The following is a 20,919-nucleotide window of genomic DNA, read 5'->3' as shown; positions in this document are numbered from 1 at the left end:
CGGACCAACAGGTCTCCATGAAGCTCAGGAACCTCGCGGGGACCGCCCTCCTCGGCGTCGGCGCGATCGCCGCCCTCAACACCGGGCTCCGGTACGAGGGGGAATTGGAGTCGCCGCTCGACGGCGACGACGGGACGTTCCGCTGGCGCGGGATGGACGTGGCCTACACCGAGGCGGGCGACCCGGACGACCCCGACCTCGTGCTCCTTCACGGCGTCAACGCCGCCGGCTCCGCGGGCGAGTGGCGCGAGGTGTTCGACGACCTGGCCGCCGAGCACCACGTCGTCGCCCCCGACCTGCCGGGGTTCGGCCGCTCCGACCGCCCGCCGCTGCGCTACTCCGCGGCGCTGTACGAGGACTTCGTCCGCGACTTCCTCGCCGACTTCGATCGCCCCGCCGTCGTCGCCTCGTCGCTGTCGGCGGCGTACGCGGCCGCGGCGGTCGACGACGCCGGCTCCCCGGCCGACGACGTGTCGATCCGCGGGTTCGTCGGCGTCTGCCCGACGACGGTCGCCGGGCCGAGCCCGCCGAAGTCGTGGCTGCGGGAACTGATCCGGGCGCCGCTGGTCGGCGACGCGCTGTTCAACGCGATCGCCTCGAAGCCGTCGATCCGGTACTTCAACGCCGACCACGGCTACGACGACCCGACCAACCCGAGCGACGAGTGGACCGACTACGAGTGGCGGACGGCCCACGTCGAGAACGCCCGGTTCGCGCCCGCGTCGTTCGTCTCGGGGTACCTCAACAGCGACCTCGATCTGGCGGCCGCGCTCGCGGAGATGGACGCGGCGCCGACGATCGTCTGGGGGCGGGAGGCCGAGGTGAGCCCCCTCGCCGACGGGCGCGAGCTCGCCGACGCCTCCGGCGCCCGCCTCGTCGTCTTCGACCGCGCCAAGTTGCTGCCGCACGTCGAACACCCGGACCGGTTCGTCGAGACCGTCGAGGAGAGCCTCGTCGCGGGCGCGACGGCGTAAGCGTCGTCGCTCTCGGGAGCGCGACCGGTATCAGTTCTGAACATCGGGGAGTAACCGGTTTAATCGGACGCCGCCGAGTCCCGGGCATGACGGACGCACCGCTTCGAGTGCTCTGCGTCGACGACGAGCCGGGCCTCGCAGCGCTCGTCGCGGCGTATCTGGAACGCGACGACGCGATCGACTGCGAGACGGTCGTCGAGACTGACCCCGCGGCCGCGCTCGACCGGATCGAACGCGAGCCGTTCGACTGCGTGGTCAGCGACTACGACATGCCCGGCCGGACGGGCGTCGAACTGCTCTCGGACGCCAGAGAGAGCCGTCCCGACCTCCCGTTCCTCCTCTTTTCGGCGACGGAGCCGGACGCCATCGCGGCCGAGATGGTCCGCGCGGGCGTCAGCGACTACGTCACCAAGCGCGGCGGCGCCGACGGCTACACCGCCCTGCTGCGCCGGGTCGAACACGCGGTCGAGGGCGACGGCGGACGCTTCGAATCGGAGCCGAACCGGGAGTCGGGAGGCGACCCGTCCGCGGCGGTCGCGCTCGACGGGGTCTGCACCGTCGCGCCCGACGGCACGTTCGAGTTCGTCGGCGAGGAGTACGGCGAGCTGTACGGCTACGACCCCGAGGAGCTCGTCGGGGAGCGCTGGCAGCGGCTCCACCCGACCGAGGAGGTCGAGCACATCCGCACGCACATCATCCCGGCGGTGATGGCGGGCGAGCGCTGGACCGGAACGAGCACCGGACTCCGCGCGGACGGGTCCACCTTCGCCGAGTCGAAGATGGTGACGACGACGAGCGACGACCGGCTCGTCATCTCCGTCTCGGAGTTCGAAGAGGTCGCGTCGGGGGCGCCGGGAGCGCGCGCGGACGACTGATCGTCATCCGCCCCGCCGCTCTCCCCCTCACTCGTCGCGGCGCACGTACAGCGTCTTCTCGCAGACCGCGTGCACCGTTCCGCTTTCGTCGACCAGCGAGACGAGGTACTCGCGGTCGGTCGACTCGCCGGGACCCAGCTCCTCCCGGAGCGCCTCGACCTCCCCGTCCGCGAGTTCGAACTCCGCGTACAGCGTGTCGCGGCCGGGCTCGAGGAACTCCAGCGCGGCCGACTTGTCCCAGACCGTGAACGCGTCGCCGAGGATCCGGCGGAGCATCGTCATGTACACCGGGTCGATCGCGCCGTAGAGGCTGCCGCCGAAGATCGCGCCGACCGCGTTCCGGGTGCGCCAGTTGAAGGGGACGCGGATCCGGACGTACCGCCAGTCCGCGGCGATGTGGTCGACCCGGGCGCCGGTGCCGCGGTAGGCGGGGAAGAGATTGAACCCGTGGCGCCACAGCCGCGTTCGGAGGCTCTCAGCCGGCGGGTCCTCGCGGAGGGGACACGGGTCGGGATCGCGGTCGACGCCGGTCGGAGAGTCGGTCACGTTCGAGGGAGACGGAGCCGCAGTCAAACCCGTGTCGGAACCGGCGACAACGCGCCCGGTGTTGTCGGTGTCGGGCGGTTCCGGACCACCGACTGCGGTGGCGCGTGCCTCCGAACGGCCGCCGGGGGCGGCCGTGAGGAGCACGCGCGAGGTCGCCGGCGCTACGCTCCGGCTGTCACCGGGCGGAGCCCGGTTGCCCGAGGGACTCCGTCCCTCGCTGCCAGAGGGACCGGAGGTCCCTCGCTGGAGTCGCTGGCGCCGTCGGCGCCAGCGACAGGGCGAGAGCGAAGCTCTCGCTTGCAACCGGACGTAGTCCGGTGACGAGGCTGGGGAGGCGTGAGGTGCGGGTGCCGTGCGGGGCGGGACTCAAAGGGGCAGTCGCGAGGACGAAGCTCGACGACGTAAGCACCGCAAGGAGCGAGCACCGCGAGCGACTGAGGAGCGCAACGAGTCGTGCGAGTCGTCGCGACTGGGGCTTTGGAGGTAGGTGTTCATCCTCGATCGACGAGCAACCGCTTATAACCGAGCCGCTGGGGCTTCGGTGAGAGTCACTGAGACCACGCCCTGCCGTGCTACTTCGCTCACGTCATCTCGGCCCGAAACGGGTATCCCCGCGCGTCCGCAACCCGACACCGATGGAGTGTGACAGGTGCGGCGACGACGCGATCCACCACGCCGCCTACTCCGGGGCGCACCTCTGTGGCGAACACCTCCGACAGTCGGTCGAGAAGCGCGTGAAACGCCGCGTCCGCGAGGACAACTTGCTCGATCCGGACGCGACGCCCGACGACCCCGACCGCTGGGTGATCGGCCTCTCCGGCGGGAAAGACAGCGTCGCGCTGACGCATATCTTAGACGACGTGTTCGGGCGGGACCCTCGCGTCGAGATGCTCGCCCTGACGATCCACGAGGGGATCGAGGGGTACCGCGACGAGAGCATCGACGCCACGATCGAGCTCGCGGAGGACCTGTCGATCCGCCACGAGGTCGTCTCCTACGAGGAGGAGTTCGACGTGCAGATGGACGACGTGGTCGAGAGCGACCCCGAGAACATGGCCGCCTGCGCGTACTGCGGCGTGTTCCGGCGCGATCTCTTAGAGGAGTACGCCGCCGAGTTCGACGCCGACAAGCTGCTCACCGGCCACAACCTCGACGACGAGGCGCAGACGGCGATGATGAACTTCCTCGAGGGCGACGTGCGACAGGTGGCGAAACACTTCGACGCCTCGCTCGGCCCCTTCGACGAGCGCGAGGGGACCGACGCGTTCGTCCCGCGCGCCAAGCCCCTGCGGGACGTGCCCGAAAAGGAGATCGCCTTATACTGTCACGTCCGCGACCTCCCGACGCACATGGCCGAGTGTCCCCACTCCTCGGAGGCGTACCGGGGCGAGATCCAGTCGACGATCCACGAGCTCGAGGAGAACCACCCCGGCGCCCGCCACTCGATCATGGCCGGCTACGAGGAGCTGTCGGCGCTCGCCGCCGAGGCGTACCGGGAGGGTGGCGACGCCGCCGCCGACTCGCCGGACCTCGGCGAGTGCGAGCGCTGCGGCTCGAAGACGAGCCGGGACGTCTGCCGGAAGTGCCGCCTGCTCGACTCGATCGAGGCGGCGTAGTTCCGGCGGTAGCGATGTCGGACGGGTACGTCCAACGAGTGCGTCTGACAAGTGTGTCGGACAGAGGAACCGGACGGAAAAACCGCGGTCAGCAGATCGGTGCAGCGCCGGGAGCGACGGGTCCGAGACGGGGCGAAGCCGGCGTCAGCGGATGACGTCGAGCCCGTTGTTCTGCTCGGTCGGGTCGCTGCCGCCGTCGGATTCCCACGCGCCCTGGTCGGTGCCGCCCGAGACCGCCGCGTTGCCGGCGGTGCCGTTCGCCTCGGCCGCCCGCGAGCGCGAGTCGCCGAGGTCGTCGCCGTTCACCGCGGCGCGGGACTTGTCCGCCTGCTTCTGCGTCGAGGGGCCGAGCACCTGCGCGCTCTGGACGCCCGTCATGATCGCCATGACGCGGACCTTCCCCTTGTACTCGTCCTGGATGCGGGCGCCCCAGATGACGTTGGCGCTCGCCTCCAGCCGCTCGGTGATGTTGTTCGCGATGCCCTCGGCCTCCTTGAGCGTCAGGTCCGGGCCGCCCGTGATGTGGACGAGCCCGCCGCTCGCGCCGCGGTAGTCGACGTCCAAGAGCGGGTGGTTCATCGCGTCGTTGACCACCTCTTGGGTCTTGTTCTTGTCCTGAGTCTCGCCGACTAACATTACGGCCACGCCGCCCTGGTTCATGATGGTGGACATGTCGGCGTAGTCCAGGTTGATGAGGCTCGGCTGGGTGATCGTCTCGGAGATCCCCTTGACCGTCTCCGCGATGATCTGGTCCATCACGGAGAACGCCTTCCCGATCGGCAGGTTCGGGACGTAGTCGAGCAGCCGGTTGTTGTCGAGGACGATGATCGAGTCGGCCTCGTTGCGGAGGTCTTCGAGACCCTCCTCGGCCTTCACCGTGCGGGCGCGCTCGACGTTGAACGGCGTCGAGACCATCCCGACGACGATGGCGCCCTGCTCTTTGGCGATCTTCGAGACGACCGGCGCCGCGCCGGTGCCCGTGCCGCCGCCCATCCCGGCGGTGACGAAGACGAGGTCGGCGTCGCCGAGCACCTCTTTGATCGTGCCCTGAGCCATCTCGGTGGCGCGCTCGCCCATCTTGGGGTCGCCGCCGGCGCCGAGCCCCTGCGTGAGCGACTTGCCCACGAGGATCTTGGTGTCGGCCTCGATCATCTTGAGGTGCTGTTTGTCCGTGTTGATCGCGACGGTGTCGGCGCCGTCGACGCCGATGTTGTACAGCCGGTTGACCGTGTTGTTGCCGGCGCCGCCGGCACCGACGATGACGATTCGGGGGTCCCCGAACTCGTCGTCGTCCATGTCGACGTCCATGTCGCGCTTCTCCGCTTCCGCGTTGTCGAGGGCGTCCTGAACGAGGTCCTGCATCAGTTTACACCTTCGCCCAGTTGCGGTTGCGGCCGCGCTCGTCGCGCTCGCCGTCCTGTTCGTTCAACATGTCGCGGACGGCCGACCGGATCGCCTCGCTCCGGTTCGGGAACTCGCCCGTCTCGACCATCTGTTCGACCTCGTCGATCTGCTGTTTCGGGATTCGTAGTGTCACACGCTCCATTGGTATTCCCCCGGTAAGACGGCGACCACGCGACGCGTGTGTCTTACAGCGACGAATCGCCCGACGACGGAGGGTCACCCCGACGCGGACGGTCGCTGTAAGACGACCGTCTTACGCAGATGTAGTCACCGAGGCTACCATTATAAAACTATCGGACGCTGTAAGACAGATCGTGAAAACGCCCGAATTTTGGCGTATACAGGCACTCAGACAGCGTTTATCGATCCTTCAACACGTCCGCAGCAGGGGTTCGACGCCCGCAGCCGGGGCAGAACGCCCAGTCGGTCCGGAGCTCGTCGCCGCACTCACAGAACGCTCTATGGGACTGTTTCTCTCCGCAGTTCGGGCAGTAAACGTGGTCAGAGGGCACGTTTTCGCCGCATCCGCCACAGACGTTTTCCCGCGTTTGCACGTCCGGTTCCGCTGGCGTCTTACGCGTCTGCGTCTCGTCGTCCGTCGCCGTCTCACGCGTTACACGCGCGTCGTCCTCATCGGCGCCCGGAGCGTCGAGCGTGACGTTTACGTTGATCTCACCGGCGTTTCCGGGCGTATACGCCGCGTGAGACGCCGGCGACGGCGCCCCTCGATCGCCGAGCCGCTCGTCCAACGCCGCGTCGAGCCGATCGGCGATGAGGTCGTCTATCCGATCGGCCAGCGCGTCGTCGACCGTCGCGTCGGACCCGCCCGCGCCGTCGCCGGTCGCGTCCCCGTCGACCGCGCCGTCGAGGTGGGTCCGGAGTGCCTCCCGCATCACCTCGCTTTTGGAGGCGTCACACGCTTCCAGCCGCTCGACGAGGTCGTCGTCGGCCCGGAAGGTGATCTTGCTCATACCGAACCGGTATCAACCCCCACTACAAGTATCTTCTCCTCGTGTCCGACGATCGACAGACACGTTTCACACCGCTGAAACGTGTGTTTCCGGCTCCCTCGGCGATCCGTGTGGCACGCACACACATGTCTGACGCAGATTTATACGGCCCGCGTGGGCATACGTGTGTATAATGAGTAACCGCGTCGAGGACCTCGAACGACAGGTCGCGGAGCTACAGGCGGCGGTCAACGGGCTCACCGAGGAGCTCGTGGAGATGAAAGAGCGCGTCCGACAGGTGGAAGACGCTCAGGAGGTGTCCGTCGATGCCGACGCCACCGCCTCGGCGGAGTCGGCGCAGGCGGCCGAGTCAGCGCAGGCGTCGGCCGAGTCGGACGAGGCGGCCGCCGCTGAGTCCGAGGCGACCGGCGGCGAGCGACGCACCCACTCCGACGACCACGTCGACGTCGTCGAGCGGACCGACGACGGGTCCGCGGCCGACGAGAGCGAGGCCGAGGCGTCCGAGGGCGACGACGTGATCGTCCCCGAGCGCGAGGCGACGACGCCCGACGCCGAGGCGGCCGACGGGGCGGACGCCGACGGAGAGGGCGACGAGGAGTCGGACAGCGACATCATCGTCGCGTAACCCGCCGTTCACCCTCCCGCGACATGCACATCACAGAAGTGGTCTTAGACGGGTTCAAGAGCTTCGGACGAACGACGAGGATCCCCTTTTATGACGACTTCACGGTCGTCACCGGACCGAACGGCTCCGGGAAGTCGAACATCATCGACGGGGTCCTCTTCGCGCTCGGGCTAGCCCGCACCCGTGGGATCCGGGCGAAGAAGCTCACGGACCTGATCTACAACCCCGGCCACGACGACGGCGAGGGGTCCGGCGGCCCGAACGAGGCGTCGGTGACGGTCGTGCTCTCCAACGAGGACGGGACCCTCGACCGGTCGCAGGTCGTCTCCGCCGCCGGCACGGAGAACGTCGGCGACGTCTCGGAGATCACGATCAAGCGCCGCGTCAAGGAGACCGAGGACAACTACTACTCGTACTACTACCTCAACGGGCGGTCGGTGAACCTCTCGGACGTGCAGGACCTGCTCGCGGCCGCCGGCGTCACGCCGGAGGGGTACAACGTCGTGATGCAGGGCGACGTGACCGAGATCATCAACATGACCCCCTACCAGCGCCGGGGGATCGTCGACGAGATCGCGGGGGTCGCCGAGTTCGACGAGAAGAAGGAGGCCGCCTACGAGGAGTTAGAGACCGTCGAGGACCGGATCGAGGAGGCCGACCTCCGGATCGGCGAGAAGCAGGACCGGCTCGACCAGCTCGCCGACGAACGCGAGACCGCCCTCCAGTACCAACAGTTCCGCGACGAGTTAGAGGAGTACCGCGGCTTCCTCAAGGCGTCCGAGCTGGAGGAGAAGCGCGAGACGCTCGCGGGCGTCGAGGACGGCATCGACGACGCGGAGGCCGAGCTGGAGGAGCTCCGCGCCGAGCTCGACGCCAGACAGGGCAAGCTCACGCGGCTGGAGGAGGACTTAGCCGACCTCAACCACGAGATCGAGACCAAAGGCGAGGACGAGCAGATCGAGATCCGCTCGGAGATCGAGGAGGTGAAAGGCGAGATCTCGCGGTTGGAGGACAAGATCGAGGCCGCCGAGGAGCGCGCCGCGGAGGCCGAGACCGAGCGGCGCGACGCGTTCGTCCAGATCGATCGCAAAGAGGAGACGATCGAGGAGCTCGACGAGGAGATCCGCGAGGCGAAAGTCGAGAAGGCCTCGGTCAAATCGGAAATCGCCACGAAGCGCTCCGAGCTCGCCGACGTGGAGGCCGAGATCGAGGGCGCCGACACCGAGTTCGACGAGCTGAAAGCCGATCTCGCGGAGAAGAAGGAGTCGATCGAGTCGCTACGCGAGGAGAAAAACGAGCTGCAACGCGAGAAGGACCGCCTGCTCGACGAGGCCCGCCGGCGGTCGAACGCGGTGAGCGAGGCCCGCGAGGACCTCGAGGAGGCCCGCGAGTCGGTCCCCGAACACAAGGCGCGAGTCTCCGAGCTGAAGAGCGAGCTCGACAAGGCCGAGAAGAACGAGGCGACGATCGAGGACGCGGTCGCGGACCTGTTCGCGGAGAAGGCCGAGAAGAGCGAGGAGCTGGAGGCGGTCGAGGAGGACCTCCGCGAGAAGCAGAACGAGTACGCCAAGCTGGAGGCCGCCGCCGACGAGCGCGGCGACGCCTCGTGGCCGCGCGCGGTGACCGAGGTGAAGAACGGCGGGATCGACGGGGTCCACGGCGCGGTCGGCGAGCTCGGCTCCGTCGAGGCCGAGTACGCCGAGGCCTGCGAGACGGCGGCCGGCGGGCGGCTCGCCAACGTCGTCGTCGACGACGACGGCGTGGGGTCGACGTGTATCGACTACCTCAAGCGGCGGAACGCGGGCCGGGCGACGTTCCTCCCGATCACGGAGATGGACGACCGGAGCCTCCCGCGGAAGCCCTCGATGCCCGGCGTCGTCGGCTTCGCGCGCAACCTCGTCGACTACGACGCCGCGTACGAGGGGATCTTCTCGTACGTGCTCGGCTCCACGCTGGTCGTCGAGGACATGGACACCGCCCGCGACCTGATGGGCGACTACCGGATGGTGACGCTCGACGGCGACCTCGTCGAGAAGTCCGGCGCGATGACCGGCGGGTCGGGCGGCGGCTCCCGGTACGCGTTCACGAAGTCCGGCGGCGGGAAGCTCGAACGGCTCGCGACCGAGATCTCGGAGCTGGAGGACGAGCGGCAGGCGCTCCAGGCGGAGATCGACGCGCTCGAAGACGACATCGACGACGCCCGGGACCGGAAGGCGGACGCCGCCGAGCGCGTCCGGTCGCTGGAGGCCGACGTGGAGCGCGCCGAAGACGAGCTGGCGGACGCCGAGGACCGCATCGGCGAGCTGGAGACCGAGCTCGAGGAGCTGGAGGCGGAACGCGAGTCGGTCGACGCGGAGATGAGCGAGCTGGACGCCGAGATCGACGGGCTGAACGCGGAGATCGACGAGCTGGACGCCGAGATCGACGACATCGAGGCGGAGCTGGCCGACTCGAAGATCCCGGAGCTCTCGGAGCGCGCCGACGAGATCCGCGGCGAGATCTCGGATCTTGAAGACCGGATGAGCTCGCTCGACGGGCGGCAAAACGAGCTGGAGTTAGAGAAGGGGTACGCCGAGGACGCGGTCGACGACCTACACGACACGGTCGAGACGGCGCAGAACCGGAAGGCCGAGGCCGAGGAGGCGATCGCCGAGCACGAGGCGGCGATCGACGAGAAGGAGGGGACGCTGGCGGAGAAACGCGAGGCGATCGCCGACCTGGAGGAGGAACTCGAGGAGCTGAAGGCCGACCGCGAGGACCTCCGCGAGGAGATCACCGAGGCGACCCGCGAGCGCGACGAGCAGCGCTCGCTCGTCTCCGAGGCGGAGTCGGACCTCGAGGACCTGACCGACCGCCGCGACCGGCTGGCGTGGGAGATCGACGAGCTGGAGTCGCAGGTCGGCGAGTACGACGCCGAGGAGATCCCGGACCTCGACGAGGTGGAGTCGCGCATCGAGGATCTGGAGGCGGAGATGGAGGCGCTCGAGCCCGTCAACATGCTCGCGATCGACGAGTACGACGAGGTCGAGGAGAAGCTGGAGACGCTCCAGGAGCGCCGCGACGTCTTGGTCGAGGAGCGGGACGCGATCGAGGAGCGCATCGAGGGGTACGAGGCCGAGAAGAAGCGGACGTTCATGGAGACGTTCGAGTCGATCAACGACCACTTCGAGGAGATCTTCGCGCGCCTCTCAGCTGGCAGCGGTGAGCTCCTGTTGGAGAACCCCGAGGACCCCTTCGAGGAGGGGCTGACGATGAAGGCGCAGCCCGCCGACAAGCCGGTCCAGCGGCTCGACGCGATGAGCGGCGGCGAGAAGTCGCTGACCGCGCTCTCCTTCATCTTCGCGATCCAGCGGCACAACCCCGCGCCGTTCTACGCGCTCGACGAGATCGACGCGTTCCTCGACGCGGTCAACGCTGAGCGCGTCGGCGAGATGATCGAGGAGCTGGCCGAGGAGGCCCAGTTCGTCGTCGTCGGCCACCGCTCGGCGCTGTTGGAGCGCTCCGACCGCGCCATCGGCGTCACGATGCAGGGCGACAACCTCTCCGCCGTGACGGGGATGCAGTTCGGCGACGGCGGCGACGGCGAGGAGGAACCGGAGGTGACCGCGGATGACTGAGCCGCCGGAGTCCGGAGGCGTCCCGGACTTGGACCTCACGAGCGAGCGCGGCGGCGGGTCGCAGGGCGGGTCGCTTCCCGAGACCCCCGGCGGCGAGGGGGCGCCCGAGCGCGACGCGGACGACGCTGGGACCGACGGAGAGTCCGACGACGCGCCCGGCGAAGACGGCGAGGTCGAGCCCGTCGAGCTCCTCGTCCAGCTCGCCGAGGAGGGCGAGATCGAGCCGTGGGACATCGACATCGTGCAGGTGACCGACGCGTTCTTAGAGAAGCTCGACGAGACGGACCTCCGGACGACCGGACGCGCCCTCTTCTACGCCAGCGTCCTGCTCCGGATGAAAAGCGACGGCATGCTGGCCGACGACGACGACGAGGACGACGAGCCCGAGCCGGAGCCGTGGGAGGTCGCGATGGAGGGCGGCGCGCCCGACCCCGCAGACGGCGACTTCGACCCCGTCGACGAGCTGGAGGCCGAGATGGACCGCCGGCTCGACCGGAAGAACACCCGGGGCTCGCCGGAGACGCTCGACGAGCTGGTCCGGGAGCTCCGCGAGGCCGAGCGCGGCTCGTGGTGGAAGGACTCCCGTGAGTACGACACCTCCGAGTCGCCGCACGGCCACGCCCGCGGCACCCAGACGCTCGACTACCACGCGGGCGACGAGTTCCGGCAGGACGGCGAGCCGACCGCGGGCGAGGCGACCGACCGCACCCACGACGAGGACATCGAGGAGGTGATCGTGGAGATCGACAACGTCCTCCGGACCCACTTCGACCGCGGGCGGACGGAGGTGCTGTTCGCCGAGATCGAGGCCGCCGGCGGGCGCCCGTTCATGACGTACCTCGCGCTGCTGTTCATGGCCCACCGCGGCTCGGTGCGGCTCCAGCAGGACGACCTGTTCGGCGACCTGTGGGTGAAAGACCCCGCGGCGATGGCCGGGGAATCTGAGGCGATCGCGGACTAGTACGTTTTCGAGGTTACAGTCGTCTCCAGATCCGCAGCCGCTCGGTTATAAGCGGTCGGTCACGGCGGATCGACAGTGAACACCTCCAGAGCCCCAGCCGCGACGACTCGCGTGGCTCGCTGCGCTCCTCGGTCGCTCGTTTCACTCGCTCCCTGCGGTGCTTGCGTCGCCAAGCGTCGTCCTCGCGGCTGCCCCTTTGAGTCCCACCCGCCCCGCACAGCACCGCACCTCATACCTCCCCAGCCTCGTGGTTCGCGCTCTCCGAGCGCTCACCGCTCCCTCGCGCGTGCACCTCGCGCCCGTCGGGCGCTCGGCGGCACGCGCCGCCGCATCGCGGGTTCAGTTTATAAGTAGTCACCCAGAAGCGGCTCGACGCGGTCGCGCGTCGCCTCCGGGATCGCCTCGGTGGGCGTGTTGACCGTCCCTTCCAGCGAGGTGTGCGCCTCGCACTCTAAGTCGTCCGGGAGCGACCGGACGGCCTCCTCGACGGCGGCCTTGATCGCTTTCTGGTTCTGCTCGGCGTTCTCCAGCACCTCTTCGAGCGTCACCTCGCTGTCCTCCTTCCACACGTCGTAGTCGGTGACGCCGGCGATCGTCGCGTACGCGATCTCGGCCTCGCGGGCGAGCTTCGCCTCCGGGATCGCGGTCATGCCGACCAGGTCCCACCCTTGGGCCTTATAAAACTCCGACTCCGCGCGCGTGGAGTACTGCGGGCCCTCGATGCAGACGTAGGTGCCGCCCTTCACGACGTCCGTGTCGGGGGAGGTGGAGGCCTCCGCGGCCTCGGTGAGGTGGTCGACCAGCTCCGGGCTGTACGGATCGGCGAACGGCTGGTGGACGACGACGCCGTCGCCGTAGAAGGACAGATCGCGGTGCTTCGTCCGGTCGTAGATCTGGTCGGGCACGACGAGCGTGCCGGGCTCCAGCTCCTCTTTTAAGCTCCCGACCGCGTTCGACGCGAAGACGTGGGTGACGCCCGCCTGCTTCAGCGCGTACATGTTCGCGCGGTACGGGAGGTCCGTGGGCGAGACGCCGTGGTCCGAGCCGTGCCGGGGGAGGAAGGCGACCTCCTTGCCGGTGTCCGCGAACTCGCCGATCGTGATCGCGTCGCTGGGCTCGCCGTAGGGCGTGTCGTACTCAACCTCGCGCACGTCGTTGAGGGGCAGCGCCTCGTAGATGCCGCTGCCGCCGATGAAGCCGATGGTGCTCATACCCGAAGTGCGCCCGCCCGCTACTTATACGGACTGAAGCGGACCGAGACGGGGGTTACAGCAGCCATCGCACCGCCGCCAGCGCGAGCGCGCTCACGACGAGCAGGTGGACGAGGACCGCGCCGACGGCGGCCCCGCCGACCGCGCGCATCTCGCGGAGTCGGATCGAGAGTCCGAGGCCGACGAACGCCAGCGTGAACAGGGCGTCGGAGACCCGCCCGATCGACGCCAACGCGGCCGGCGAGAGGAGCCCGGTGTTCGCCACCGCGGCGACCGCGAGGAAGCCGAGGAGGAACTTCGGGAACTCCGCCCACAGCCGGCGCACGCCGGGGTCCGTCGCCGAGCGCGCGGTGTACGCCAGCGAGTAGGCGACCGCGACACCCCCCAAAAGGGAGTTGCGCGCGAGCTTCGTCACGGTCGCCCACTGGCCCGCCTCGGGCGAGTGCGCGAACCCCGCGGCCGCGACCGGACCGGTCGAGAACATGCTCACGCCGGCCCAGACGCCGAACTGCCGGCCGGTGAGCCCGAGCCACTCGCCGGCGACCGGGAACGCCACGAGCGTGACGGCGTCGAAGAGGAGGACCGTCGCCGCCGCGAACGTGATCGCCGACCCGCGCGCGTCGAGCACGCGCCCGATCGCGACGACCGCGGAGACCCCGCAGACGCTCGCGCCTGCGGCCAGCAGCGAGGGCGTCGTCCCGTCGAGTCGAAACAGCCCTCGGGCGATCAGTTCGGCGAGCAGGAGCCCGCCGGCGACCGTCGCGACGACGAGCCCGAGCACGGTCGGCCCCGCGGCGAGGAACTCCTCGACGACGACCGCCGCGCCCAGCAGGACGATCCCGGTCTCCAAGAACAGCTTGTCGACGCCGACGCCGGGCGCGGCCGCCTCGGGCGTCCCGACCGTGTTGCCGACGAGCGCGCCGACCGCGACCGCGACGACGAGGGGCTGCAGCCCGTCGACCGCGCCGGCGACGAGCTGTGAGAGGAGCGCCCCGGCGGAAAGGAGCGCGAGACCGGGGAGGTACGGCCGAGCCGCGGCGGCGACGCCCATCAGAAGCGGCCCGCGGCCTGCGCCGCGGCGTGGGCGGCGACGATCCCCAGTCCGAGCGCGAGCGCCTGCCAGCCGCGGTCGAGCGCGGTCCACCGGTCGACGAGCGGGGAACCGGTTGCTGCGGGGCCCGCGTCGTCTGCGGCGTCCGTCCCGTCGCCCGTGCCGGCGGCGTCCGATACCATGGACGTGCGTCGTCACGCTCGCACTTATAGGACGTGACCGCGGGCGAACCGGAGGGCTCGGACCGAAAGACGCACGTCGCGGGGCGGTGTCGTGTCGACAATCGATGCCCACCACCCAGATCAAAGACCCCGTCCACGGCTACGTCGAGCTGCCGGACGCGCTCGTCGAGGGCGTCGTCGACACCCGACCGTTCCAGCGGCTGCGGTACGTCCGCCAGCTCTCGGCGACGCACCTCGTGTACCCGGGCGCGAACCACACCCGGTTCGAGCACTCGCTGGGCGTCTACCACCTCGGCCGGACCGTCTTCGAGAACCTCCGGCAGCAGTCGTACTTCACGCGGGACGCGACGACCGACGAGCTGGAGGAGATCCAGCGCACGCTGGAGTGCGCCTGCCTGCTCCACGACGTGGGGCACCCGCCCTTCTCGCACCTCTCCGAGCGGTTCCTCGACGAGGGGGTCCTCCGGGACCGCGTCGCGGAGGCCGGGCTGGTCGACGCCTTCGATCGGGCCGGCGTCGGGGGCGCCCCGCTTCGGTCGGCGAACCCCCACGAACTGCTCGGCTGCGTGATCGTCGTCGAGGAGTACGGCGACGCGCTCCGCGCGTTCGACGTGGACCCCTTCGAGGTGTGCGCGTACGTGCTCGGCTACAGCCTCGCGTACGAGCGCGGCGAGCCGTGGCAGTACGGGGTCGGCGCCCAGCTGCTCCACTCCCCCATCGACGTGGACCGGCTCGACTACATCACCCGGGACAACGAGATGACCGGCGCGGGCGTGTTGAGCTTCGACGTCGAGCGCATGGTCGACGCCTACACCGCCCACCCCGAGGAGGGACTGGCGCTCTCGGAGAAGGCGTTATCGACCATCGGCAACTACCTCGAAGGCCGGATCGCGTTATACATGTGGGTCACCCAACACCACAAGTCGGTGTACGCGAACCGACTCTTACAGGCGATGCTCGGCGAGTACGCGGCCGAGACCGGGGAGAGCCCGGTCACGGTCGACGGGATACTCGACCGCGAGCTGGACGACAACGCGGTGCTCGAACGCCTCAAGCTCGCCGCCCGCGAGCGCCCCGACTCGACGCTGGCGTCGATGCACGACCGCTTCCGCGGGCGGCGCTTCCCGGCCACCTGCTGGAAACACCGGATCGCCTTGGCCGACCGGGTGGGAGGCGACCTCGGCGGCGATAGCGAGAAGGGTCGCGGTCCCCGCTTAGACGAGTTCACGACGTGGCTCACCGCGAACGACGACCGCCTCGAAGCGCTCCTCGCCGACGCCCTCGACGTGCCGGTCCACGAGGTGTGGATCGACCGGTCGTACGTGCCCGCCTACGACCCCGACGAGCTGGAGGACATCCCCATCGCGTACGGCGGGACGACTCGGTCCGTCGGCGACTGGGGGCTGTACGGCGACCGCGCGTTCGACGTGCCGATCCCCTTCGTGTTCGTGCCCGACGGGGCGAAACGGCGGGCGATCCGCGTGCTCCGCGAGGCGTTCGAGCGGGAGGTCGGCGAAGAAACGCCGGCGTGAAAACGAGTCAGCGAGGGGCGTCTACGTGGCGAGCGGGACCGGTCGTGAGAGGCGCGTTATCGGCCGGGGGCATTCCCCGCGGCGCCGTTCGCGGCGTCGCTCGCGCCTTCGGCCGCGTCGCTCCCGGCTTCGGCGACGCCGCTCCCGCCGGGCGTCAGCTCGCTGATCGTCTCGCCGAGCCCGCCCGCGGCGTCGCCGGCCGAGGAGCCGACCTCGGCGAGGATCTCCTGGACGAACGCGGGCGCCTGCGAGGCGGCGTCGGCCGGCGGGCCGACCTGCAGGGCGGTTCGGGCCGCGTCGGTTGCGAGCGTTGCCGTCGTGAGCGGATCTGCTTCGAACATTGCGATTCGGCCTAGCGGGTGATTGGATAAAAGGGACGACGGCCCTGCAGCCGGTTTGGACCCGATTTGAGCCGAGTTAATCCGGCTGTATCCGACTCAACACGGATAGCGACGCCGTGTGGCGGCGGCGGCCGGTATCGAGAGAAAACGCGACTCGAGTCCCGGCGCGCGCGTCGATCTGACGGGATCAGTCGTCGGCTTCGGCGGGGACGCGGTCGTCGGAGTCGTCGGAGTCGTCGTCGGCAGCGTCTCCCTCCGTCTCGTCCTCGTCGGCGTCCGCCTCCGCGTCGCCGTCACCGTCGACGTCGTCGACCCGCGGGAAGTTCTCGATCGTCGCCTCGCGGAAGGCCGCCTCGTCGAACTCGTGGTCCTCGTCGAAGAAGTCGAGGACCGTCCGCACGTCGGTCATCGCGTTCTTCAGCGCGGTCGAGGCGCCCGGCGAGGGCGTGATGTTGAATAAGACCCCGTCGCCGGTGATCTTCGCTTCGCCCATGTCGAGCTCCTTGGTCTCCGTGTTGACGATCTGCGGGCGCACGCCGCCGTACCCCTTCGCGCGCTCGATGTCGTCGACGTCGACCGACGGGACGACCTTCTGGACGTTCGGGAGGAACGCGCGCTTCCCGACCTCGGGGAGGTCGTACACGAGGTTGCGCACGACGTAGGGGAACAGGATGCGGTCCGAGAGGATGTTGACGTAGCTCAGGACCGACGCGGGCGAGAAGCCGAACACGTCGGCGAAGTCGCCCACGGTGGAAAGCCGACCGCGTTCGAGCGCCGGGACGAGCTTCGCGGTGGGTCCGAAGCGGGTGACGCCCTGGTCGTGCACGTCGGCGTCGCCGTGGACCGCGGCGAACGGGAGCTTCTTCATCTGGAGCGTGTACACCTTCCCGTTCAGCAGGTCGTCGGCGAGGAAGAAGCTCCCCGCGACCGGGAGCAGCGACATGTGCTCACCGTACCCCATCTCCTTCGCGAACTGGAGGCTGTGGGAGCCGGCGGCGACGACGACCGCGTCGGCCTCGAAGTCGCCGTCGTCGGTCTCGACGGTGAACCCGTCGCGGCCCTCGTCGACGTTCTCGACTTCGGTACCGAGGTGGACGCCCACGCCCTCCTCCTCGCGGGCGGCGTCGACGAACGACTTCGCGACCGCGCCGTAGTCGACGACGTAGCCGTCGGGCGTCTGGAGCGCCTTGAGCTCCGTGTCGGGGTCGCGGCCCTCGACGACCTTCGGCTCCAGCTCCGCGATCTCCTCGCGGCCGATCTCGCGCAGCTTCGGGAAGAGGTCGCCGAACCCGTTCTCGCGGTAGCGCTCCTCTAGCTTGGCGACCTCCTCATCGCCGACGCCGAGCACCATCTTGCTGCGCTTGCTGTGCATCTCCCGGTCCGGGTCCGTCCCCTCGAGGTAGCCCGCGAGCAGCTCGGCGCCCTCCTTGACCTCCTCGGCCTTCTCTAAGGTGTAGTTCGTCTCGATGTCGCCGAAGTGCAGCGTCTGGGAGTTGTTCGTCCGGTGGGAGTTGATCGCCGCGATCTCCCGCTCCTTCTCGATCAGCGTCACGTCGTCGACGTCGGTGAACTTCGCGACCGTGTACAGAAGCGACGCCCCGCTGATTCCCCCGCCGACGATAATCAGATCAGTGTTCTCAGACATGCGTGGTGAAAGCTCTCACTCCCCGAAACGAACTCGGCCGTTAACGTTCTTGCTATCTCTCGCCGCTGATCGGCCGGGAGAGGACCTACAGTCGTCGTTTTTGAGGTTCGACAGATGTCGTATGGGGCGAGGTGTCGGACTCGCTACCTCCCGTCGCGGGCCGCCCGGTACCGTTCGCGGAGTCGATCGAACAGCGCCCGCCCGGTCTCGGTCCGGAGGCGGGGTTCGGTCGTCGCGAAGAACTCGTCGAGGTCGTCGTACTCGCGGAACGCCTCCGGGTCGCCGTCGGCGGGGTCGTACCGGTCGCCGCGCTCGTAGATTACCGCCTGCAGACAGACGTCGAGCAGGTCGCACTCCTTGACGAGGACCGCCTCCGGCGACTCGCGGGCCTCGTACGCCTCCCACGCGTCGCGGACCCGGTCGGGGAGCGGGCCCGCGAGGTCCCCCATCGCCTCGCGCTCGGCGGCCTCCTTGGCGTTCGGGTCCACCGAGTCCGCGGTCGAATCGGCGCGCGTCGCGATATCGCCGGTCTCGGCCTCCGCGACGTCGTGGACGACCGCGAGCCGGAGCGCGCGGTCGAGGTCGACGCCGGGCAGGTCCCCGCGGAACCGGTCGCCGAGCGCTAAGACGAGGTACGCGACGCCCCACGCGTGCGCGGCGACCGACTCGGGGGCGTCGACGCCGCGGAGCTGCCAGCCCGTGCGCCGCTCGTCTTTCAGGGCGTAGGCGTCGAGGAGGGCGTCGAGGGCGGGGGCGGCGTCGTCCGGGTCCGGATCCGGATCCGGGCCCGATTCGTCTCCGACCATCGCGAGGGGCTACTCCGCGAGCGTCCAGGCGTCCCCGCCGGCGCGGTCGGCCACGTCGCGCCGGACCATCTCGTCGAGTACCTCGTCGAGGCGGTCGGGCTGTGCGACCTCCATCTCGATGCGGCCGATGCCGTGGTACTCCTCGAGGTAGTGTCGGACGTCCTCGCGGTCGAACACGTTCTTGTCGGCGCGCTCCATCGCGCCCTCGGTGAGGTCGATCATGTCTTCGAGGAAGTTCCACGGGTAGACGACCCACGTCCACTGCTCGAGTCGCTCGCCGACGAAGTCGGGCTGGAACTCGGAGGTGCCCAACAGCTGGAGCGTGGCGGTCCGGACCTCCCCCGCGTCGCGGTCCTCGACGTACTCCTCGGCGCGGCGGATCGAACCGCCTGTGTCCGCGATATCGTCGATGATCAGGACGTTCTTCCCCTCGACGCTCCCCTCCGGCATCGGGTAGCGGATCTGGGGCTCGTCGCTCTTCTCGGCGGCGCCGACGTAGTGTTCCATCTTCAGGCTCGTCAGGTCGTTGAGCCCGAGGAAGTCGCAGATACACCGCCCGGCGAACCAGCCGCCGCGGGCCAGCGCGACGACCACGTCCGGCTCGAAGTCGGCGCGCTTCACCGCGTTCGACACGTTGCGGCAGAGCCCGTAGATGTACTCCCAGTTGGTCAGAGTGCAGTCGAAGTCGTCCGGGAGATCGCTCATACGACCGCTTCTCCCACCCGCGCGCTGATAAGGGTTTACAACGTTCCCAGCGAGGAATCGGCCGCGGCGACCAGCACGGCACGCCGACACGAACGCCTCTGCGGCGGCGCGTGCCTCCGAGCGCCCTGATACGGGCGCGAGTAGTGAGAGACCGATGCTCTCTCTGACGGCCGGCGCTTATAAATGCCGGTCGACGAGGGCGGGGCTTTGGCGGTGTTCACCGCCGTCGATCCGCGATCAAACGGACCGCTACGCCAGTACGATCGACGCCCCGTAGATCACTATCGCTCCGACCGCGCCGACGGCCAGCGACTTCGCGTTCAGCCGGACCGCGCGCCGGCGGTCCGCCGCGAGCGCCTCTGCGTCGGCCACCTCCTGTGTCCCCTCGCCGGTGTCGAAGACGCCGATCCCGGCGAACCCGACGCAGAACCGCTCGCGGTACTGGAAGTAGCCCATCGCAGCGCCGTACAGCGGGAACAGCGAGGCCAACAGCGCCCATTGCGGCCACCCCATCGCGAGGACCGCGGCGACGGTGACGACCGCGAGCAGCAGCGACCCGACGCCGAGGAGGAGCCGCCGCCGCTGCTGGGCTGGTCCGATGTTGCACACGCCCGGTTGATACTCCATACCGATCCCACGGGGTCCGCGTTCCAAAAGGGTCCGGATCGGCGCGGGGGTCGGCGCGTTTCGTCCCCCGGAACGGCGCTTTCGACGGCCCATTTATAACCGAACGGCCGAAAGGAACGTCCGAGAAGAGCCATGACGGATGAGTCGCCTCGGGACAGGGAGCTACGGCGGTACGAGACCATTCTCGACTCGCTCGACGACGCGGTCTACGCCGTGCGTCCCGACGGGACCATCGCGTACGTCAACGCTCGCTACGCCGAGATGAAGGGCGTGACCCGCGAGGAGCTGATCGGGACCCAGATCTACGACTGGGTGACCGAGGAGGCCGCGGAGAGGGCGAGGGAGGTGCGCCGCGAGATCGAGGCCGGGGAGCGGGAGGCCGGCGCGGTCGAGTACGAGTTCCTCACCGCCGACGGCGACCGGTTCCCGGTGGAGATGCGGTTCAATCGGCTCGTCGAGGGACTGGGCGGGGAGGACGCGTCCAAACTCGACCGCGTCGGCGTCATCCGAGACGTCCGCGAACGGAAGCAACGCGAGGAGGCCCTCAAAGAGAAGAACGAGCGACTCGAGGAGTTCGCGAACATCGTCTCGCACGACCTCCGGAACCCGCTCAACGTCGCCCAAGGGCGGTTGGAACTCGCTCGCGAGGAGCACGACTCCGAGCACCTCGCGGGCGTCGCCGACGCCCACGAGCGGATGGCGACGCTCATCGACGACCTCCTGACGCTCGCCCGCGACGGCGACGGGAACGAGGAGACGGAGCGGGTCCCCCTCCGGGAGTTCGTCGAGTCGTGCTGGGAGGGCGTCGAGACCGGGTCGGCCTCGCTTCGGGTCGAGACCGACGCCGCGGTCCGCGCGGACCGGAGCCGCCTCAGACAGCTCTTCGAGAACCTCCTGCGAAACAGCGTGGAGCACGCCGGCGAGGGCGTCACGGTGACGGTCGGGGACCTGGACGACGGCGACGGCTTCTACGTCGCCGACGACGGTCCGGGGATCCCCGAGATCGACCGCGAGGCGGTGTTCGAGGCGGGGTACACCACGAGCGACGACGGGACCGGGTTCGGCCTCGAAATCGTCGAGTCCGTCGCGGACGCCCACGGCTGGGACGTGCGCCTCACCGACGCCGCGGGCGGCGGCGCCCGGTTCGAGTTCGCCGGTGTCGACGTGCTCGACTGAGTCCGCGCGCCGGACCGCTCGCGCCGGATCGCCTCCACTGGATCGCCCGCGCCG

General features: G+C 69.3%; 20 protein-coding genes. 8 read left to right on the top strand and 12 right to left on the bottom strand.

The annotated features are described in order from the left end of the window. Positions 1-17 precede the first annotated feature (17 nt). A complete protein-coding gene (locus tag CK500_RS00220; protein ID WP_095635257.1) occupies positions 18-974 on the top strand; it encodes an alpha/beta fold hydrolase in 957 nt (318 codons plus the stop codon). 86 nt (positions 975-1,060) lie between these two features. Further along, positions 1,061-1,849 carry a response regulator gene (locus CK500_RS00215; RefSeq protein WP_095635256.1) on the top strand — a complete coding sequence of 263 codons (789 nt, stop codon included), beginning with the start codon at positions 1,061-1,063 and terminating at the stop codon, positions 1,847-1,849. A gap of 27 nt (positions 1,850-1,876) precedes the next feature. Here CK500_RS00215 and CK500_RS00210 read toward each other — a convergent pair whose 3' ends face one another. Continuing rightward, complete coding sequence (locus CK500_RS00210) at positions 1,877-2,395, bottom strand: DUF4442 domain-containing protein (RefSeq protein WP_095635255.1); 519 nt, start codon at positions 2,393-2,395, stop codon at positions 1,877-1,879. 635 nt (positions 2,396-3,030) lie between these two features. Between CK500_RS00210 and ncsA the strand changes: the two genes are divergently transcribed. Then, on the top strand, positions 3,031-4,011 hold the full coding sequence (ncsA, locus tag CK500_RS00205; protein ID WP_095635254.1) for a tRNA 2-thiolation protein NcsA: 981 nt from the start codon (positions 3,031-3,033) through the stop codon (positions 4,009-4,011). Positions 4,012-4,155: 144 nt separating this feature from the next. Here ncsA and ftsZ read toward each other — a convergent pair whose 3' ends face one another. From ftsZ to CK500_RS00190, 3 genes are all read right to left on the bottom strand, one after another. Next, positions 4,156-5,373, bottom strand: coding sequence for a cell division protein FtsZ (ftsZ, locus tag CK500_RS00200; protein ID WP_095635253.1), 1,218 nt, complete (start codon positions 5,371-5,373; stop codon positions 4,156-4,158). Between the two features lie 4 nt (positions 5,374-5,377). Then, positions 5,378-5,557: a ribbon-helix-helix domain-containing protein gene (locus CK500_RS00195; RefSeq protein WP_004595187.1), complete on the bottom strand. Its 180-nt coding sequence runs from the start codon at positions 5,555-5,557 to the stop codon at positions 5,378-5,380. 217 nt (positions 5,558-5,774) lie between these two features. Continuing rightward, positions 5,775-6,386 (bottom strand): double zinc ribbon domain-containing protein, encoded by a 612-nt coding sequence (locus tag CK500_RS00190; protein WP_095635252.1) that lies wholly within the window; start codon positions 6,384-6,386, stop codon positions 5,775-5,777. Positions 6,387-6,558: 172 nt separating this feature from the next. On the opposite strand from CK500_RS00190, the gene CK500_RS00185 reads away from it, so the two are divergent. Genes CK500_RS00185 through CK500_RS00175 form a run of 3 tightly spaced genes read left to right on the top strand, consistent with a single transcriptional unit; the run spans position 6,559 to position 11,589 of the window. Next, positions 6,559-7,011, top strand: a complete 453-nt coding sequence (locus CK500_RS00185) for a DUF7518 family protein (RefSeq protein ID WP_095635251.1) — start codon at positions 6,559-6,561, stop codon at positions 7,009-7,011. 23 nt (positions 7,012-7,034) lie between these two features. Further along, the gene (gene smc, locus CK500_RS00180; protein WP_095635250.1) at positions 7,035-10,628 is read left to right on the top strand and encodes a chromosome segregation protein SMC; all 3,594 of its coding nucleotides are present in this window, start codon (positions 7,035-7,037) and stop codon (positions 10,626-10,628) included. Further along, positions 10,621-11,589: a segregation and condensation protein A gene (locus tag CK500_RS00175; RefSeq protein ID WP_095635249.1), complete on the top strand. Its 969-nt coding sequence runs from the start codon at positions 10,621-10,623 to the stop codon at positions 11,587-11,589. Before smc ends, CK500_RS00175 begins: the two co-directional genes overlap by 8 nt. Positions 11,590-11,933: 344 nt before the next feature. Here the strand turns inward: CK500_RS00175 and mtnP are convergent, their stop codons facing one another. From mtnP to CK500_RS00160, 3 genes are read right to left on the bottom strand one after another with little or no spacing between them, the layout of a single operon-like run. Continuing rightward, positions 11,934-12,800, bottom strand: a complete 867-nt coding sequence (gene mtnP / locus CK500_RS00170; protein ID WP_095635248.1) for an S-methyl-5'-thioadenosine phosphorylase — start codon at positions 12,798-12,800, stop codon at positions 11,934-11,936. Positions 12,801-12,855: 55 nt separating this feature from the next. Beyond that, the gene (locus tag CK500_RS00165) at positions 12,856-13,851 is read right to left on the bottom strand and encodes a YeiH family protein (RefSeq protein ID WP_095635247.1); all 996 of its coding nucleotides are present in this window, start codon (positions 13,849-13,851) and stop codon (positions 12,856-12,858) included. Then, on the bottom strand, positions 13,851-14,033 hold the full coding sequence (locus CK500_RS00160; protein WP_095635246.1) for a hypothetical protein: 183 nt from the start codon (positions 14,031-14,033) through the stop codon (positions 13,851-13,853). Before CK500_RS00160 ends, CK500_RS00165 begins: the two co-directional genes overlap by 1 nt. 104 nt (positions 14,034-14,137) lie before the next feature. On the opposite strand from CK500_RS00160, the gene CK500_RS00155 reads away from it, so the two are divergent. Further along, the gene (locus CK500_RS00155) at positions 14,138-15,565 is read left to right on the top strand and encodes an HD domain-containing protein (RefSeq protein ID WP_095635245.1); all 1,428 of its coding nucleotides are present in this window, start codon (positions 14,138-14,140) and stop codon (positions 15,563-15,565) included. A gap of 56 nt (positions 15,566-15,621) precedes the next feature. On the opposite strand, the gene CK500_RS00150 is transcribed toward CK500_RS00155, so the two are convergent. The 5 genes from CK500_RS00150 to CK500_RS00130 form a co-directional block, all read right to left on the bottom strand. Then, positions 15,622-15,906, bottom strand: a complete 285-nt coding sequence (locus CK500_RS00150; protein WP_095635244.1) for a hypothetical protein — start codon at positions 15,904-15,906, stop codon at positions 15,622-15,624. Between the two features lie 187 nt (positions 15,907-16,093). Then, entirely contained in the window at positions 16,094-17,551 is a 1,458-nt protein-coding gene (locus CK500_RS00145; RefSeq protein ID WP_095635243.1) for an FAD-dependent oxidoreductase, read from the bottom strand. 143 nt (positions 17,552-17,694) lie between these two features. Beyond that, entirely contained in the window at positions 17,695-18,357 is a 663-nt protein-coding gene (locus CK500_RS00140) for an HD domain-containing protein (RefSeq protein ID WP_095635242.1), read from the bottom strand. A gap of 9 nt (positions 18,358-18,366) precedes the next feature. Beyond that, a complete protein-coding gene (locus tag CK500_RS00135) occupies positions 18,367-19,062 on the bottom strand; it encodes a phosphoribosyltransferase (RefSeq protein WP_095635241.1) in 696 nt (231 codons plus the stop codon). A gap of 249 nt (positions 19,063-19,311) precedes the next feature. Next, a complete protein-coding gene (locus tag CK500_RS00130) occupies positions 19,312-19,689 on the bottom strand; it encodes a hypothetical protein (protein WP_095635240.1) in 378 nt (125 codons plus the stop codon). Positions 19,690-19,821: 132 nt separating this feature from the next. Here CK500_RS00130 and CK500_RS00125 point away from each other — a divergent pair, with 132 nt between their 5' ends. Next, a complete protein-coding gene (locus CK500_RS00125; protein WP_095635239.1) occupies positions 19,822-20,865 on the top strand; it encodes a sensor histidine kinase in 1,044 nt (347 codons plus the stop codon). Positions 20,866-20,919 lie beyond the last annotated feature (54 nt).

It is taken from the genome of Halorubrum salipaludis, from assembly GCF_002286985.1.
Taxonomy (GTDB): Archaea; Halobacteriota; Halobacteria; order Halobacteriales; family Haloferacaceae; genus Halorubrum; species Halorubrum salipaludis.
Note: the sequence above shows the minus strand (reverse complement) of the source record. Positions and strands in the feature narration are given on the sequence as shown.

Excerpts from the sequence above, each read along its gene's own strand:
- CK500_RS00220 (WP_095635257.1), top strand. The coding sequence starts at position 18 with ATGAAGCTCAGGAACCTCGCGGGGACCGCCCTCCTCGGCGTCGGCGCG.
- CK500_RS00215 (WP_095635256.1), top strand. The coding sequence starts at position 1,061 with ATGACGGACGCACCGCTTCGAGTGCTCTGCGTCGACGACGAGCCGGGC.
- ncsA (WP_095635254.1), top strand. The coding sequence starts at position 3,031 with ATGGAGTGTGACAGGTGCGGCGACGACGCGATCCACCACGCCGCCTAC.
- ftsZ (WP_095635253.1), bottom strand. The coding sequence starts at position 5,373 with ATGCAGGACCTCGTTCAGGACGCCCTCGACAACGCGGAAGCGGAGAAG.
- CK500_RS00195 (WP_004595187.1), bottom strand. The coding sequence starts at position 5,557 with ATGGAGCGTGTGACACTACGAATCCCGAAACAGCAGATCGACGAGGTC.
- CK500_RS00190 (WP_095635252.1), bottom strand. The coding sequence starts at position 6,386 with ATGAGCAAGATCACCTTCCGGGCCGACGACGACCTCGTCGAGCGGCTG.
- CK500_RS00185 (WP_095635251.1), top strand. The coding sequence starts at position 6,559 with ATGAGTAACCGCGTCGAGGACCTCGAACGACAGGTCGCGGAGCTACAG.
- smc (WP_095635250.1), top strand. The coding sequence starts at position 7,035 with ATGCACATCACAGAAGTGGTCTTAGACGGGTTCAAGAGCTTCGGACGA.
- CK500_RS00175 (WP_095635249.1), top strand. The coding sequence starts at position 10,621 with ATGACTGAGCCGCCGGAGTCCGGAGGCGTCCCGGACTTGGACCTCACG.
- mtnP (WP_095635248.1), bottom strand. The coding sequence starts at position 12,800 with ATGAGCACCATCGGCTTCATCGGCGGCAGCGGCATCTACGAGGCGCTG.
- CK500_RS00165 (WP_095635247.1), bottom strand. The coding sequence starts at position 13,851 with ATGGGCGTCGCCGCCGCGGCTCGGCCGTACCTCCCCGGTCTCGCGCTC.
- CK500_RS00160 (WP_095635246.1), bottom strand. The coding sequence starts at position 14,033 with ATGGTATCGGACGCCGCCGGCACGGGCGACGGGACGGACGCCGCAGAC.
- CK500_RS00155 (WP_095635245.1), top strand. The coding sequence starts at position 14,138 with ATGCCCACCACCCAGATCAAAGACCCCGTCCACGGCTACGTCGAGCTG.
- CK500_RS00150 (WP_095635244.1), bottom strand. The coding sequence starts at position 15,906 with ATGTTCGAAGCAGATCCGCTCACGACGGCAACGCTCGCAACCGACGCG.
- CK500_RS00145 (WP_095635243.1), bottom strand. The coding sequence starts at position 17,551 with ATGTCTGAGAACACTGATCTGATTATCGTCGGCGGGGGAATCAGCGGG.
- CK500_RS00140 (WP_095635242.1), bottom strand. The coding sequence starts at position 18,357 with ATGGTCGGAGACGAATCGGGCCCGGATCCGGATCCGGACCCGGACGAC.
- CK500_RS00135 (WP_095635241.1), bottom strand. The coding sequence starts at position 19,062 with ATGAGCGATCTCCCGGACGACTTCGACTGCACTCTGACCAACTGGGAG.
- CK500_RS00130 (WP_095635240.1), bottom strand. The coding sequence starts at position 19,689 with ATGGAGTATCAACCGGGCGTGTGCAACATCGGACCAGCCCAGCAGCGG.
- CK500_RS00125 (WP_095635239.1), top strand. The coding sequence starts at position 19,822 with ATGACGGATGAGTCGCCTCGGGACAGGGAGCTACGGCGGTACGAGACC.